The sequence below is a fragment of the Alphaproteobacteria bacterium HT1-32 genome, assembly GCA_009649675.1.
In the GTDB taxonomy this organism is placed as follows: Bacteria; Pseudomonadota; Alphaproteobacteria; order Rhodospirillales; family HT1-32; genus HT1-32.
The window spans coordinates 1,879,015-1,895,090 of record WJPL01000001.1 but is presented as its reverse complement, the minus strand read 5'-3'; the positions used below and the strand labels follow the sequence as shown (position 1 = coordinate 1,895,090).

General features: G+C 58.4%; 15 protein-coding genes. 11 read left to right on the top strand and 4 right to left on the bottom strand.

Going from position 1 to position 16,076, the window contains the following annotated elements; genetic code table 11:
- The first annotated feature begins 85 nt into the window (after positions 1-85).
- From GH722_08980 to GH722_08955, 6 genes are read left to right on the top strand one after another with little or no spacing between them, the layout of a single operon-like run.
- Positions 86-769, top strand: coding sequence for a DUF4129 domain-containing protein (locus tag GH722_08980; protein ID MRG71903.1), 684 nt, complete (start codon positions 86-88; stop codon positions 767-769).
- Complete coding sequence (locus tag GH722_08975; protein MRG71902.1) at positions 766-1,992, top strand: hypothetical protein; 1,227 nt, start codon at positions 766-768, stop codon at positions 1,990-1,992. Before GH722_08980 ends, GH722_08975 begins: the two co-directional genes overlap by 4 nt.
- Positions 1,979-2,935: an AAA domain-containing protein gene (locus GH722_08970; GenBank protein ID MRG71901.1), complete on the top strand. Its 957-nt coding sequence runs from the start codon at positions 1,979-1,981 to the stop codon at positions 2,933-2,935. Before GH722_08975 ends, GH722_08970 begins: the two co-directional genes overlap by 14 nt.
- Positions 2,935-4,245, top strand: coding sequence for a DUF58 domain-containing protein (locus GH722_08965; GenBank protein MRG71900.1), 1,311 nt, complete (start codon positions 2,935-2,937; stop codon positions 4,243-4,245). Before GH722_08970 ends, GH722_08965 begins: the two co-directional genes overlap by 1 nt.
- Entirely contained in the window at positions 4,245-5,270 is a 1,026-nt protein-coding gene (locus GH722_08960; protein ID MRG71899.1) for a stage II sporulation protein M, read from the top strand. The genes GH722_08965 and GH722_08960 overlap by 1 nt, the downstream gene beginning before the upstream one ends.
- 25 nt (positions 5,271-5,295) lie before the next feature.
- Positions 5,296-6,192: an RDD family protein gene (locus GH722_08955; GenBank protein ID MRG71898.1), complete on the top strand. Its 897-nt coding sequence runs from the start codon at positions 5,296-5,298 to the stop codon at positions 6,190-6,192.
- A 6-nt stretch (positions 6,193-6,198) separates the two neighbouring features.
- Here GH722_08955 and GH722_08950 read toward each other — a convergent pair whose 3' ends face one another.
- On the bottom strand, positions 6,199-7,563 hold the full coding sequence (locus GH722_08950; protein MRG71897.1) for a hypothetical protein: 1,365 nt from the start codon (positions 7,561-7,563) through the stop codon (positions 6,199-6,201).
- 97 nt (positions 7,564-7,660) lie between these two features.
- Here GH722_08950 and GH722_08945 point away from each other — a divergent pair, with 97 nt between their 5' ends.
- Positions 7,661-8,068 (top strand): response regulator, encoded by a 408-nt coding sequence (locus GH722_08945; protein MRG71896.1) that lies wholly within the window; start codon positions 7,661-7,663, stop codon positions 8,066-8,068.
- Here the strand turns inward: GH722_08945 and GH722_08940 are convergent, their stop codons facing one another.
- From GH722_08940 to GH722_08930, 3 genes are all read right to left on the bottom strand, one after another.
- A complete protein-coding gene (locus tag GH722_08940) occupies positions 8,069-8,254 on the bottom strand; it encodes a hypothetical protein (GenBank protein ID MRG71895.1) in 186 nt (61 codons plus the stop codon).
- A 19-nt stretch (positions 8,255-8,273) separates the two neighbouring features.
- A complete protein-coding gene (locus tag GH722_08935; GenBank protein MRG71894.1) occupies positions 8,274-9,059 on the bottom strand; it encodes a response regulator in 786 nt (261 codons plus the stop codon).
- A gap of 82 nt (positions 9,060-9,141) precedes the next feature.
- Entirely contained in the window at positions 9,142-9,948 is an 807-nt protein-coding gene (locus GH722_08930; GenBank protein ID MRG71893.1) for a ribonuclease PH, read from the bottom strand.
- Between the two features lie 146 nt (positions 9,949-10,094).
- Here GH722_08930 and GH722_08925 point away from each other — a divergent pair, with 146 nt between their 5' ends.
- The 4 genes from GH722_08925 to GH722_08910 all read left to right on the top strand — a co-directional run bounded on the left by GH722_08925 (position 10,095) and on the right by GH722_08910 (position 16,066).
- On the top strand, positions 10,095-11,231 hold the full coding sequence (locus tag GH722_08925) for a dimethylsulfoniopropionate demethylase (protein MRG71892.1): 1,137 nt from the start codon (positions 10,095-10,097) through the stop codon (positions 11,229-11,231).
- Positions 11,232-11,413: 182 nt separating this feature from the next.
- A complete protein-coding gene (locus tag GH722_08920) occupies positions 11,414-13,189 on the top strand; it encodes an N-acetylglutaminylglutamine amidotransferase (GenBank protein ID MRG71891.1) in 1,776 nt (591 codons plus the stop codon).
- A gap of 1 nt (position 13,190) precedes the next feature.
- Positions 13,191-14,921, top strand: coding sequence for an N-acetylglutaminylglutamine synthetase (gene ngg / locus GH722_08915; GenBank protein ID MRG71890.1), 1,731 nt, complete (start codon positions 13,191-13,193; stop codon positions 14,919-14,921).
- Positions 14,918-16,066 (top strand): osmoprotectant NAGGN system M42 family peptidase, encoded by a 1,149-nt coding sequence (locus GH722_08910; GenBank protein MRG71889.1) that lies wholly within the window; start codon positions 14,918-14,920, stop codon positions 16,064-16,066. Before ngg ends, GH722_08910 begins: the two co-directional genes overlap by 4 nt.
- Positions 16,067-16,076: the final 10 nt, after the last annotated feature.

Below are 16,076 nucleotides of genomic sequence, written 5' to 3'. Positions count from 1 at the left end.
TAACGGACAACGCAAACTTCGCCTTATGAGAGATATTTCAGATCTTCGGCTCAAAGGATAGCCTCTTGTACGACTGCCCCTGCCGATGAGCGCACACGACATTATCTCAACAGCGAAAACCGTTCTGTCCGATCCGGATTTTCAGACCGCGTTTCCTGCTGCGCAACCTGTCCCGGAACAACAGCCCCCGCCTGAATGGCTGGAATCCTTTTTGCGGTCCATTGTCGATTTTCTCAAATGGTTGCTTGACCGGCTGCCGGATGGCTCCGGCCTGAGCGACCTGGTGAATGTCGTGCAGGGTCTGGGAGATATCGCTCAGGTAATCCTGCTGATTGTTCTGCTGTCTGTTGCGGTGATGGCAACGGTTATAGCTTATCGATGGCTTGCCCCCCGGATTCGCCAGCTGAAAACCGGCAGTCCGACAGACCAGGGCACAGACAGACAAACAAAGGGGGCAGAACATCACGACCTGCTGTCCACCGCCCGGAAGCTGATTGATGCAGGCGATCTGGATGCCGCGGCGGCCTGTCTGTTCCGTGCCGCGCTGGGATCGGTACTGGATGACGATGAGCGCCGGGAACGCCGGTCCCAGACCGCACGACATCTGGTCAGCCAGCTTCAGGGAGACGAGCCAACCCGCCATCTGCTGCAGCGACTGGTTGGCGTTCGGGAGGCCGTTCACTATGCAGGCCGTACATCCTCACCACAGGAGTTCGAGAGCCTGTTTGCCGACGTCAGCGCTCTGATTCGGAGGCATCAGAAGGCATGACCAGCAACATATTCTCATCCCGCACAGTTGCTGCCCTGATTATCACCGGCATTCTGTCATTCACCGGTATCATCCTGATCTCCGTTTTCGCGCCGGACCAGGCTGTCCGGCGTGATTTCAGAACCAGCACCTATTCGGTCTCTGCCGTCGGTCATAAAGGACTGGCAGAGACATTCAGGGCCACCGGCCGGACAGTGATAATCAGCCGCACCAGCTCTGCCGCCAAGGCAGGGAATATGAACCTGCTGATTGCCGCAGAACCGCGGGACAGGGAGCTGCTCCGCGATTTCCTGAAAACCGTCGGGCGGGATCAGCGAACTCTCTATGTCCTGCCAAAACGATTCCCCCACCCGCATCCCGAAAACCCGTTATGGATTAGCGAGGCCAGCCTGGCACCGGCACCGCAGGTCGACAAGATTGCAGACATCCTTCTCGACGGGCTGACCGTCTACAGAACCGGAAGAACAGCCGCGCTAACGGGCATCTTCGGACGCAATGCCCCTCGCCCGGATGTCGACGACTTGCAGTTGCTGCATCAGTCTGCCGGAATGTTCCCGGTGCTGAGAATCGGGGACGGTGTACTGCTGGCGAAAATCGGAAACCGGTTCAGCAATCATTATATTTTGTCCGATCCGGATATTCTGAACAATCAGGGGCTGCTGCGTGGACGTAACGCAGAAGTGACCTACCGGATTATCCAGACTGCCGGACCAGAAGACGCCGCGATCATTTTCGATGAAACCATTCACGGCTTTGGCCAGAGCCCGGACCTGTGGCGGAATATTCTGACGCCGCCGCTGCTGGCTGCAACCCTGACGGCTCTGACTGCCCTGATGCTGCTGATCCTAGCCGGGATAAAACGGTTTGGCCCGCCGCTGCGCCGCCAGCGCGAATACAACATGGGCCGGGCGGCACTTTACGATGTGACGGCCACCCTGCTGGAACAAAGGGGTGATACCCGCCTGCTGGGCCGGGAATATGCAGCGATGACAATCCGGAAGGTGGCCGCCTCGCTGCATCTGCCCTCCGGACTTTCAGATGAGCAGAAAGTCCGGCGGCTGGCCATCATTGCACGGCGCCGGGGTGTCGCAGGCGATATCCATCAGATGCTGGACCATCTTGGCTTTACCGGCACCGCCAAAGCCGCCAGCAAGTCCGAAACCCGCTTCTGGGCCGGGAAACTAAACCACTGGAGTCATGAGGTTATGCATGGGACCCGATGAAATCGGCGCGTTCAGCGCCAGATTGCGAGAAGAGATTGCGAAGGTCGTTGTCGGCCAGGACGTGGCTGTCGACCTGCTGACGGTCGCCCTGCTGTCAGAAGGCCATCTGTTGCTGGAAGGTGTTCCCGGCACGGCCAAAACATTGCTGGTACAAAGCTTTGCCGCCGCCGTGGATATGAAATTCGGTCGGATCCAGTTCACCCCCGACCTGATGCCGGGCGATGTCATCGGCACCAATCTGTTCAATTTCCAGAGCAACAGCTTTCATCTGACCAAGGGACCGATTTTTACCGAACTGTTGCTGGCTGACGAAATCAACCGGACTCCGCCGAAAACCCAGGCCGCCCTGTTGCAGGCCATGCAGGAACGCGTGGTCACCATTGACGGTGACAGCTATCCGCTGGGCAATGGCTTCATGGTCATTGCAACCCAGAACCCGATTGAACAGCAGGGAACCTATCCGTTACCTGAAGCACAGCTCGACCGGTTCCTGTTCAAACATATCATCGACTACCCGGACCGCGATCAGGAACGGGCAATTGTCGCCCGTCATGGTCATCGCAGCACCATGCCGGACCTGACCGCCTTTGATGTGCAGCGTGTTGCCTCGCTCGCCGAGCTTTCGGATATCCGGAGCGCCGTCGCCAGACTGCGCATCACTGACGACCTGATCGACTATATCGTCGATCTTGTCCGCGCAACGCGGGAACATCCGTCACTGTCCGTCGGGGCCTCTCCACGGGCGGCCAATATGCTGGCGATCGCCTCCCGGGCACATGCTGCCCTGCAGGGACGGGATTATGTCATCCCCGATGATATTCAAACCCTCGCACTGCCGGCTTTGCGTCATCGCATCCAGCTTTCGCCGGGCGCCGAAATCGAAGGCGTCACAACAGAGTCTGTCGTCAACGCCATCCTTGCCGAGATCGCGGCCCCCCGCTGATGTTCATGCCGACCGTCCGTGCGGCCCTGCTGGCCGGTGTCGTTGTCATTCTGTCGATCATGGTGGTGACCATCATGCCCGATTACTGGATGATGCCGCTCTGGCTGATGCTGCTGGTTCTGGCCGTGATCCTGTTCGACGGCTTGCGTCTGGCACGGGCGGGCGATGTCCGCGTGCATATGGACGGGCCGGCGGCCCTGTTTGTCGGAGAGGCTGAACGGGCCGGCATTCTCATTAACGCACAGATACCGCTACACCGGGTGCAACTGGCCGTCGAATGTCCGGATGACACTGTGATGCTGTCATGGCGCAACCTGCCCGGTGACCTGCCAGCCGGCGAACACAGGGAAGATCTGGATATTCTGCCGGTCCGCCGCGGCATTGCGCATGTTCCGGCAATCTGGATTGCCTGGGAAGGCATATGGCGGCTGACCCGGCGCAGCCTCCGGATTCCGGTTGGTGCCGACGTGCCGGTGATACCTAATATTCGTGCTGTCCGGCGGGCCGCGATTGCCTTCGACGCACGCGACAGCCTGTTTGGCAGCAAACCGCAGCTGCTGCAGGGCGACGGGTCCGAATTTGATGCCCTGCGGGAATATGTACCGGGGCTGGACCACCGGTCGATTGACTGGAAACAGACCGCCCGGCACCGGCAGCTGATCTGCAAGGAATTCCGGACCGAGCGGAATCATCAGATCGTCATGGCCGTAGATAATGGCCGGCTGATGGGGGAGACAATCGACGGTATTGCCCGGCTGGACCACGCGGTGACTGCCGCACTGCAACTTGGCTATATCGCCCTCAGGGACGGTGATCGCTTCGGCCTTCAGGGATTCAATGCCGATCTGGATGCGGGAATGCCCCCGGTTGGTGGCCCCCAGGGATTTACCATGGTCCGGAAAATCGCCGCCGAGATTGGCTATAGCACGGCGGAAACCAACTTTACCCTGTCACTTACCCGCATTGCTGCAACCCTGAACCGGCGCTCGCTGATCGTTGTGCTGACTGATTTTGAAGATGTGATCTCCGCAGAACTGATGATGGAAAACATCGCCCGTCTGTCACGGCGGCATCTGGTTCTGTTTGTCACCTTCTCGAACAGCACACTGGAAGCACTGCAAAACAACACCGTCACGTCACTGGCTGACATGGGACGGGCCATCGTTGCGGACACCGCCCTGCGGGACCGGCGGATTGTACTGGAACGGCTGCGCCGGATGGGTGTCGATTGTATCGAGACAACAGCCGGAGAATTCGGAACCGAACTGCTGAACAGTTATATGCGCCTCAAGCGGCGGGATGCGATCTGATGGCAGGCCCCGTCAAGACAGTAGCCGCCGGTTCTGCTCTGAAAAGCACTGTTTTTCGACAGGAACGCGAACATCTGTGGCGCGAACTGGACAAGCTTGTCACCCGGATAGAGAAAAAGGGACTGCGCAAACTGTCCGCCGAAGACACCCTGAAACTGCCCGTCCTGTATCGTCAGACCCTTTCTTCCCTGTCAGTGGCCCGCGCAACCTCGCTTGATGCTGCGGTTCTGGCTTATCTGGAGACGCTCTCGACAAGGGCTTATCTGGCGATTTACGGGATCAATACCGGCTTTACGGCAAGCCTCTGGCACCTGATATGGCACAGTCTGCCTGCGGCCATACGACAGGGTGCAGCCTATATCCTGGTCGCCGGGATTATCTTCACATTCGGCGCCCTGGTCAGCTATCTGCTGGTCGCCGGAAATCCAGACTGGTTCTACAGCTTCATCCCGGCGGAAATGGCCGGAGGACGAACACCAACCACGTCTGACACCGATCTTCGGGCTGTCATATATGATGATACCGGATTGCATATCAGTCACCTGCAGTTCTTTACCGCCTTCCTGTTCTCCCACAATGCGGGGATCGGCCTGCTGGCCTTTGCTCTCGGTTTCGCCTTTGGCATCCCGACCATGCTGCTGCTGTTCTATAATGGCTGTTCCGTCGGCGCCTTCATCGCCCTCTATGCAAGTCGCGGCATGGCCGTCGATCTCGGTGGCTGGCTGACAATTCACGGGACAACAGAAATACTGGCAATCCTGATCTGCGGAGGCGGCGGTCTGATGCTTGGTCAGGCCGTCGCCTTCCCCGGTCGCCTCAGCCGTCTCGACAATCTCGCAGCAACCGGACGGACCGCCGCGCAGATGCTGGTTGTTGCTGTCGTTATGCTGTTTGTCGCCGCTTTTCTTGAAGGCTTCGGACGACAACTGATTCAGGATATCGCGGCCCGTTACGGTATCGGCCTGATCATGCTGACACTCTGGATGACCTGGTTTCTGACAGGAGGTCGCTCTGGCCGCCGCTGACCATAAGACCGGACAGCGCATCCTGATGACCCCTGAAGGGGTCCCGCTGACCATCAGGCTTGCTGATCGCGGCACCCGTTTCGGGGCACTGCTGATTGACCTGATTGTGCTTGGCTTTCTGGTCAGTCTTGCCTGGATTCTGTCGTTTCTTGGCCTCTGGTTTTTCAACGCGAATTTCAATATTGATGACAAGCTTGCCCTCGGCATTACCTTCAGTATCAGCCTTGTTCTCTCTTTCCTGATCCGGAGTTTCTATTTCTGCTGGTTTGAAATTCGCTGGCGCGGATCAACTCCGGGCAAGCGTATGCTGGGCATCCGGGTGGCCGACCGCCATGGCGGCAGACTGACCGCAGAAGCTGTCATTGCCCGCAACATCATGCGTGAAGTCGAACTGTTCCTGCCGATCACCTTCCTGACGACCGCACCATCTGACAATGTCGAAGCCTGGCAGACCATTGTGACGGCGGTCTGGATCGGCATCTTCGTCTTCATGCCGTTCTTCAACCGGGACCGGCTGCGGGTTGGTGATCTGGTTTCCGGCACCTGGGTCATCATCGCGCCACGCCCGCGACTGCTACAGGATATTGGCGAGGCAATGTCATCCCGCCTGTCTCCGGCGAAGCAGACCCTGCCGCATTCCAGTTTCACACCGGCACAGCTTTCTATCTACGGCGTCTATGAATTGCAGACACTGGAGACCGTTTTGCGCGCAACCGGAAAATCGGCGGATGCCACCCGCCGGGATGTGGCGCGGCGGATCGCCCGTAAAATCGATTTCACCAAACCTCTGCCCGATGCAGCCTGCCAGCCCTTTCTCGAAGCGTTCTACGTCGCGCAACGCGCCCGGCTGGAGGCTGATCTGCTGATGGGCAGGCGCAAGGAAAAGAAAGAAGCTGAAGACGATGAAACGGGCTCAGCCTGACGATGCTCAGATCAGCCGGGGGTTGGGGAAGATAACCGAAACGACAGTCCCCGGGCGTTCTGTACCAGCGGCAAACTCTGTCCGTTCCACTTCACCTCCGAGGGCGGCGGCCAACCGGTCAACGATCCGTGAGCCCAGTCCGCCACTCAATGTCGAATTCCCGCTGTCCAGTCCGACACCGTCATCAGACACCCGAAGCACATAGGTTTCACCGTCATGCCGCGATGTCAGTGACACGGTAACCGTACCTTCTGCATTCCCGGGAAAGGCATATTTGACCGCGTTGGTCGCCAGTTCGGTGACGATAACACCAATCGAGACCGCATCCTTCGACAGAAGCTGGAGATCTTCACTGCTGCTTTCCAGCGTCACCGGCCCGACCTCCTGCAGGTTGACGCGCAGATCTTCAACAATCGCCTTGATGAAATCCGGGGCTTCAACGCTGTCGCCGCTTTCACTGATCCGCAGACGCCGCTGGGCCGAGGCAATTGCCAGCACCCGGTCTCTCGCAGCACGAAGTGCGGCAACGCATTCGTCATTGTCAGACTGATTCGCCTGCAAACCCAGAAAAGCCGCCACAAGTTGCAGCGAGTTACCAACACGATGATGAACATCACGCAACAGGGCTTCTGCACGACGGGTGCTCTCTTCTGCCTCATCCCTTGCTGCCGCCAGTTCTTCCGCCCGGCGCCGCATGCTCTTGACCAGTTCGCTGTTTTCCATGCTCAGCGTCATCTCGTTACGCGCCAGTGCGAGATATCGCCGGCGGCTGAGAATAATCGCCAGGCAAAGCGTAATAACCGCGCCGCCCATCGCCACGCCTGCCGCAGCAAGCATCCAGTCAGAAAGGGCTTCGGCTTCCGCACGACGTTGCGCGAGCAGACTGGTCTCTTCTCTCTGAAAGGCCGCAAACTCGAAATGCAGATCCGGTATGATGCGGTTTTCAAATGACTTGCTGAACAACAGCACAGCCCCTTCGAAATTCGCTTTCGTCGCAGCATCCAGCGCCTTGTCGATGAGTATCTGATGAGTAACAAGCAGCTTGGCTATACGTTCCAGACGCGCCCTCTGTTCCCTGTTATCCCCCACCCGTCCCTGCAGACGCTCCTGCATCCGGGGAAGGTCAGCCCGTGCCGTTGCATAGGGTTCCAGAAACCGGGGGTTGCGGCTCAGAATATACCCACGGAATCCAAGTTCCATATCCTGTACGAGAACCTCATATTCACGCGCATCTTCCTGAATCTGAAGCGTGTGTTCGATCCAGCTGTCCGCCTTGATCTGCTCCATCATCAGCCATGACGCCGCGATCACAGCGATCACGATCAGGCCCAGACCTCCAAACAGAAAAATGTAGATTGTCCGGAAACTCATGACACTGCCAAGAGCGGCATTGACCGACCCGAGCTGATCCGGGGAGATAGGGTCCGTTTCGGAACTTTCTTGATTCACAAGCGTACATCCTGTTCTGATGGTATTGAAATCTGGTGGATCGGCAGTCCTGATGACAAAGAATACTCAACTTTCCGGAAAACGCATATTGATCGTCGAGGACGAAATCCTCGCGGCAATGGAACTCACGGATATTCTGGAGAGCAGGGACTGCACAATTGTCGGGCCAGTGGCCAGCCTGAAGGATGCCCTGCCGCTGGCGGAGGAATCCGAATATGATGCGGCGATTCTGGATATTACGTTGCGGGATGGTGAAGTTTTCCCCCTGGCGCAGTGGCTTCAGGAGCATCAGGTACCGTTTATTTTCGCCACCGCCTACGGGTCATCTGCCGGCCTGACAGAAGAATTCAGCCATTATATGCTGGTGCCAAAGCCCTATCCTGAACAACGTCTGGTCCGGGCTCTTGATCAGGTTATTAACGGCTGATCAGCCTTCATCATCAGATGAAGCCGCCTGCTGCCGTGTTTCCTTCCACTTCTCAAGACTCTCGAAAATAAGTTCGCGGACAGCAGCACTCCGGGATGCAGCCCGGTTTTCAAACCGCCAGTCATCGATTTCCTCAAGCTCGCTGTCATTCAGCATGACCTGCAATTTGACGACACGCTTTTCCATCGCCTGATTTCCGATCCCTCTATTCTACCAGTTCCGCCCGGGGCGCTTTCAGACTGTAGGCCAACGCCGTTCTCAGGGCGCGTTCCCGATAAGGTTTGGCCAGGACGAAGGTGGGTTCATAATCCTCACCCGTCAGCACTTCATCCGGAAAGGCCGTAATGAAAATCGCGACGGCGGACATTTCCGAACTGATCTGCTTGACCGCATCCAGCCCGGTGCCACCGCCTCCAAGATCAAAATCTGCCAGCACGACATCCGGCCGGTGTTTTGCCGCCAGTGCCACTGCCTGATCACGGCTGCGTGCCATGGCGACAACTTCCACCCCCAGGCTTTCCACCAGCATGGCGACACCTTCGGCAATCAGGGGCTCATCTTCAATGATCAGCACCCTGCCCGTCACCCCCTGCTCCAGTTCCGCCCGGGCCACCTTTGCAAGATCAGCAGCCTCCGCGACCGACAGCCGAAGTGCAGCAGCAGCATCCTGAGAGGCAAGCCCCATAACTTCTGTCAGAATCAGCATCAGCTGGCCGGGTGTCGCAACAGGTGCGGTTGAGGCCAGCAGGTCGCTGCCGGAGAAATTGTTTTTCCGTTCCGTCCCTGCTACCGCCGTCCAGACAGACAGCGCATCACAAAACAACCGGCTGCGACGGGCATCTTCCGGCAAGCTGACAATCTGATCGAGATCAAGCAGAGCAAGAGCTGCCCAGGCGATTTCATCACCAAACAGCTGATCGTTCATTGCCGCCCGGAAAAACTGCCGGAGCTGCATGATCTCTTTACTGAGCGTTACGCTCGCCTCTGCCATCTCACCCTCGAATACTCAAATTGTCGTCAGCCCGGGCTGTTCTGCAACAGGCCGGGCTGATCCGTTTTACCGGCCATACAGGTCAGGCTTTCGGCTGATCCTCCGGAGCGGTCTCCGTCTTCTCATCCGCAGTTTCAGAGGGCGCTTCTTCCTCGTCAACCGGCTCACCGTCATCGATACCAAGCGCCTTTGCCTGATGCTCGACCAGTTCCGCAATACCCTTGCGGGCAAGGCGCATAAGTTCGGTGAAAGCCTCGTCCCCGAAAGGCTCTTCCTCAGCCGTCGCCTGAATTTCGACGATACCACCATCGCCGCTCAGCACAAAATTGGCATCAGCCATGGCCGTGGAGTCTTCAAGGTAATCCAGATCCAGCACCGGCTCGCCGCGGAAGATGCCGCAGGAAATTGCCGCAACCGGGGTTTCAATCGGCATCGTTGTCAGGCTGCCCAGCGACTGCATGTGCTGTAATGCCGCGTAAAGAGCGACAAAACCGCCGGTAATCGACGCTGTCCGCGTGCCACCATCAGCCTGGATGACATCGCAGTCGACCTTGATCTGCACTTCGCCCAGACCTTCAAGATCAACCACCGCGCGAAGGCTGCGCCCGATCAGGCGCTGAATTTCCTGGGTGCGCCCGCTTTGCTTGCCGCGGGCCGCTTCACGCGCCATGCGATCACCCGTTGCCCGGGGCAGCATACCGTATTCAGCCGTAACCCAGCCCTTTCCGGAATTGCGCATCCAGCCCGGAACCTTTTCGTCAACGCTGGCGGTACACAGCACCTGTGTATCGCCAAAACAAATGAAGCAGGAGCCTTCTGCATGCTTGCTGACTCCCGTCTCGATCGAAATGGGTCGCAATTCGTCAAATTTACGGCCTGAAGGGCGCATTTTTCTCTCCTTGTGCGTCTATAACCGCCGTTCTAGCCGATCCGCCAAGACAGGCCAAGCAATGCGGACTTGACCACCGCATTCACCGGTTAAAAAGAGAACGTAATCGCGGTGCCTGTTCCGGGAAACATTCAGGGAGGAATGCCATGTCGTCTGGTTTGCCTGTTATCTCGATTTCCCCGCGTATCCGGCGTTCCCCTTTTTTCGATGCCACCCGCCGCTGGGGCTTCAGCGCCTATACCGTTTATAATCACATGTATATGCCGCTGTGGTTTGAAAGCCCGCTGGCCGATTACTGGAAGCTGGTCAATGACGTGACCCTCTGGGATGTCGCCGTCGAACGGCAGGTCGAAATTTCCGGCCCCGATGCACTGCGCTTCACACAGCTTCTGACCCCGCGAGATCTCAGCAACTGCGCCATCGGACAGTGCAAATATGTGCTGCTCTGTGACGAGAAGGGCGGCATCGTCAACGACCCGCTGCTGCTCCGGCTTGATGAAGACCGGTTCTGGCTGTCGATCGCTGATTCCGATGTGCTGCTCTGGGCACGCGGCATCGCCCTGAATGCCGGGATGGATGTGCAGATTCATGAACCCGATGTTTCACCCCTGCAGTTGCAGGGACCGAAGGCCATGGAAGTCGCCGCAACCCTGTTCGGTGACGATATCCGCAGTCTCTCCTTCTTCCGTTTTGTCGAGACAACCCTGGACGACATCCCGTTGCTGATCTCCCGCTCCGGCTGGAGCGGCGAATTCGGCTATGAAATCTATCTGCTGGATGGCCGCTACGGCGATCATCTGTGGGAACGGATCATGGCCGCAGGCAAGCCCCATGGCATCGCCCCCGCGGCCCCCAATCATATCCGGCGGCTGGAAGCGGCCATGCTGTCCTATGGTGCTGACATGACAATGGACAACAATCCGTTCGAGGTCGGACTGGGACGGCTGGTGAATCTGGAGGCCGAGATCGATTTCATCGCCCGCGACGCCCTGCAGCAGATATCCGAAACCGGCCCGGAACAGTTGCTGGTCGGTCTGGTCATCGACGGCGAGCCTATCGCCTCGAACGACCGGCCCTGGCCGATGCTTCGTAATGGCAATCTGGCCGGCAAGATGACCAGCATCACCCATTCCCCGCGCATCGGACGGAATATCGGTCTCGCTTACCTGCCGACAGCGGAAGCCGTGCCCGGTGAACGCTTTGATCTCGTCACCCCGGATGGTGAGCGAACCTGCGAAGTCGTGCCCACCCCGTTCTGGGATCTGAAGAAAAAACGGGCGTAGCAGCCACGTCCGGATAACCGGGTTCCGGCCTGTCGCTGGAGATTCACAAAAAACCTGATATGATCAGGAACTTCCACTCATTACCTGCGTTTACCCTTTGCGCCACATGTCATCGACATCGTGGCTATTTTTGTGTCAGGGCCCCATGTCGGCGCCTCATCCAGAACGGGAGAAACGAATTTATGTGTGGAATTGCAGGCGAGATCAGGTTTGACGGGAAACCGGCAACACTGGGCGCACTGGAACGAATGAACGAAGCCATGACACCGCGCGGCCCGGATGCTGCGGGTGCCTGGGCACAATCAGGAATTGGCCTCGCCCATCGTCGCCTGAAGATCATCGACCTGACAGACCGTGCCGGTCAGCCCATGACCGACCCTCAGCTCGGCCTCTCCATCGTCTTCAATGGCTGTATTTATAATTACAAGGAACTGCGACTCGACCTGCAGGCGAAGGGCTATCAGTTCTTCTCCAGCGGTGATACCGAGGTCATTCTGAAAGCCTATGATGCCTGGGGTGAGAATTGCGTCGACCATTTCCACGGCATGTTTGCCTTCGCCATCGCAGAACGTGACAGCGGGCGATTGTTTCTGGCCCGCGACCGTCTCGGCATCAAACCGTTATACCTCGCTGAAACACCCGGCGCGCTGCGTTTCTCGTCGTTTCTGCCAGCCCTGATTGCAGCGGGTGATCTGGATACCGACATCGACCCGGTCGCCCTGAATCATTACATGTCCTTTCATGCGGTTGTTCCCGCACCCTTCACCATCCTGAAAGGCGTGCGCAAACTGCCGCCGGCTTCCGTAATGCGCATCGAACCGGATGGCCGTCGCCATACGCGGGTCTACTGGAATCTGAATTTTGGCCGCAAACCGGGTGATGAAGCCCGCAGCTTTGAAGACTGGCGCGATGCAACGCTGGAGGCCCTGCGGGTTGCCGTTCGCCGCCGTCTGGTCGCTGATGTCCCGGTCGGGGTGCTGCTGTCTGGTGGCGTTGATTCATCGCTGATCGTGGGACTGCTGGCCGAGGAAGGGCAAACCGGCCTCAACACATTCTCCGTCGGTTTTGAAACCGTTGGCGACGAAGCCGGGGATGAATTCAGATATTCCGACATCATTGCCGAACAGTTTGGCACAAAACATCACAAGATCAGCGTCAACAGCCGGGAACGGCTGCTGCCTTCCCTTGAAGGCTGCGTCTCTGCCATGGCGGAACCGATGGTCAGTCATGATGCCATCGGCTTCTATCTGCTGTCCCAGGAAGTCGCGAAAGACCTCAAGGTCGTCCAGTCCGGACAGGGTGCCGACGAGGTGTTCGGCGGCTATCACTGGTACCCGCCGATGGTCGGCAACAACGATCCTGTTGGTGAATATTCACGGGTTTTCCGGGATCGTGATTACGCGGAATATTGTGACGCCGTTGATCCCCGGCATCACGGTGGCGACCACAGCCTCGATTACATTACCGAACGCTTTGCCGAAGCCGGCGCCGACGACCCCGTCGACAAGGCACTGCGCATGGATACCACGGTCATGCTGGTCGATGACCCGGTCAAACGGGTCGATAACATGACAATGGCCTGCGGGCTGGAGGCCCGGGTGCCGTTTCTTGATCACGAACTGGTCGAACTGGCCGCCCGTATCCCTGCCGAGCACAAGATTGCCGGTGAAGGGAAACATGTTCTGAAGGAAGCTTCCCGTTCGGTTATTCCGTCAGCCGTTATTGACCGGCCCAAGGGTTATTTCCCGGTACCTGCGCTCAAACATCTGCAGGGCGATGTGCTGGAGCGGGTGCGCGACATTCTGTCACAGCCTGCCGCCAGAGAGCGCGGTCTGTTCCAGCCTGCCTATGTCGACAAACTGCTGGCAGCGCCGACCGAGCATATGACCCCGTTGCGCGGCTCAAAGCTCTGGCAGATTGCCCTGCTGGAATACTGGTTCCAGGTTCAGGGAGTCTGAGATGAGTACCAAGCGCGCAGCCACCCGTCCCGGGCGGACGCGGGATGCCTCGCTGCTGCCGGCAGACCATCGCACCGCCCGGCCTGACAGCAATGCCACGATTCATTGCGGCTGGGGACGGCTGATCTTCGGCAACACCTTTGCCAGCGCCGAAGCGGTTGCCGAAACCCTCTGCACCGAAAAGTCCGACGAACGCGACATCGCCATCTATATCTCTGATCCGCATGTCGCCCTGTCCGTCGCCCCGCAGGAGCTGTTTCTGGATCCCAGCCATACATTGCGACTGTGGCTGCCGCATTACCGCCCCCGGAAAGAACAGGTGCCCGGGTTTAACGTCCGGCGATTACGCGACCGGCAGGATGCGGAAGCTATCAACCGGCTTTATGCGCTGCACAAGATGGTGCCCATCGAAGTTGAAGATCTCAGCAGCCGCAAGAACAGCCGGACCTTCACCTTTCTGGTCGCCGAAGATGCCACCTCCGGTGATATCGTCGGAACCGTCATGGGTGTCGATCACAAGCGCGCCTTCAACGACCCGGAACTGGGTTCCAGTCTCTGGTGTCTGGCCGTTGATCCGCAATGTTCAACACCCCGCGTAGGTGAAATGCTGATCCGCACCCTGGCCGAGCATTATCAGGCCCGGGGCCGGTCTTTCATGGATCTCAGCGTGATGCATGACAATCAGGCCGCCCTGCAACTCTATGACCGTCTCGGCTTTGTTCAGGTCCCGCAGTTCACGGTCAAGCGCAAGAACCCGATCAATGAAAACCTGTTCATCGCTCCCCAGCCGGAAGACGCCCTGAATCCCTATGCCGGGATCATCGTCAAGGAAGCCCGCCGTCGCGGTATCTCGGTCGATGTTGAAGATGCAGATTCCGGTCTGTTCAGGCTGTCCCTTGGTGGCCGGTCGATCACCTGTCACGAAAGCCTCACCGACCTGACCTCTGCCGTTGCCATGACACGTTGCGACAACAAGGCGCTGACACGGCGGCTGCTGGCCCGGCGCGGACTATCAGTTCCCGATCAGCGCAACGCCGGATCAAAAATGGAAAACCGGGCCTTCCTGCAGGAACATGGCCGGGTCGTTGTAAAACCTGCCCGGGGTGAACAGGGCGCCGGTATCAGTGTCGATATCCGCTCGGAAGACGAACTCGAAGCCGCCATCGAGAAGGCTTACAGCTATCACGATGTTGTTCTTCTGGAACAGTTCTGCCGTGGCGAAGACCTGCGGATCATCGTCATCGACGGGCGGGTGGTGGCCGGTGCGATCCGGTTGCCCGCAGCCGTTACCGGCAATGGCCAGGACGACATCAGCGAACTGATCCGTGTTCAGAGCCGTCGCCGGTCAAATGCCACCGGCGGGGAAAGCACCATTCCGCTGGATGCCGAAACTGAACGATGCGTAACGCTCGGCGGATACCGGATGCACGACATCCTGCCGAAAGGCGATATCCTGAATGTACGCAAGACCGCCAATCTGCATACCGGCGGCACCATCCATGATGTGACATCACGTCTGCATTCCAGCCTCTGCCGGGCTGCCGAACATGCAGCGACAGTACTGGAAATGCCTGTCGTCGGACTGGACTTTCTGGTCCCTGCCGTCGACCAGCCCGACTATGTCATCATTGAAGCGAATGAACGACCGGGCCTCGCCAATCACGAACCTCAGCCCACTGCTGAAAAATTCATCGACATGTTGTTTCCTCAGACCAAACGGAGATCCGAATGACCCTTACCCCCGTGCCAGACAGCCCGGCACCGCTGGCTGTCTCTGCCGAACGCATCGCCAACACCGTGGTCGAACTGGTCTCAACGCCAAGCCCGGTCGGCTTTACCGACAACATTGTGCGCCTCGTCTGTGGCAAGCTCGACGCCATGGGGGCGGAGTACGAGCTGACCCGGCGCGGGGCCATCCGGGTCAATCTGAAAGGCCGGAAGTCCAGTCCCGACCGGGCGGTTGCCGGGCATGTCGATACACTGGGCGCACAGGTCAAGATGCTGAAGGAAAACGGCCGGCTGGAACTGGTTGCCATCGGCCACTGGTCGTCACGTTTTGCGGAGGGCGCGCGGGTCACAATCTTCACTGATGATGGTCCCCGGCGTGGCACCATTCTGCCGCTGAAAGCATCCGGCCACACCTACAACAAGGAGATCGACACCCAGCCCGTCGACTGGCGCCAGCTTGAAATCCGGGTCGATGAAATCGTCAAGAACCGTCGTGATCTCGAAGAACTGGGTTTCAATATTGGCGATATCGTCAGTATTGACGCACAGCCCGAACTCACCCCCGCCGGTTTCATCAATTCCCGTCATCTGGACGACAAGGGTGGCGTGGCCGCCATGCTGGAGGCACTGCGCGTCATTCATGAAGCCGGTGACAGCATCAGCCTGCCCATCGACTGCCATTTCCTGTTCACGATTTCCGAGGAAGTCGGCTCCGGCGCATCAGCCGTGCTGCATGGTGATGTCTCCGAACTGGTCTCCGTCGACAACGGTACACCAGCGCCCGGACAGAACTCTTCCGAATTCGGGGTGACGATCGGCATGGCAGACCAGACCGGGCCGTTTGACTATCACCTCACCCGGCATCTGATCGGTCTGTCAAAGGATCACGCCATTGAGCATCAACGGGAAGTCTTTCGCTTCTATCGCTGCGATGCGGCCTCAGCGGTCGAAGCCGGGAATGACATCCGGACCGCGCTGATTACCTTCGGTGTCGATGCCAGCCACGGCTATGAGCGGACACATATTCATTCGCTCGAAAGTATCGCCAGACTGCTCACCATCTATGTGCAGTCCGACGCCGTGGCTGATCGCGACAGGCATGAACTTCATACCCTCGAAGGGTTCCCCGAGCAGCCGGCAGCAGAATAACCGGCGGCAA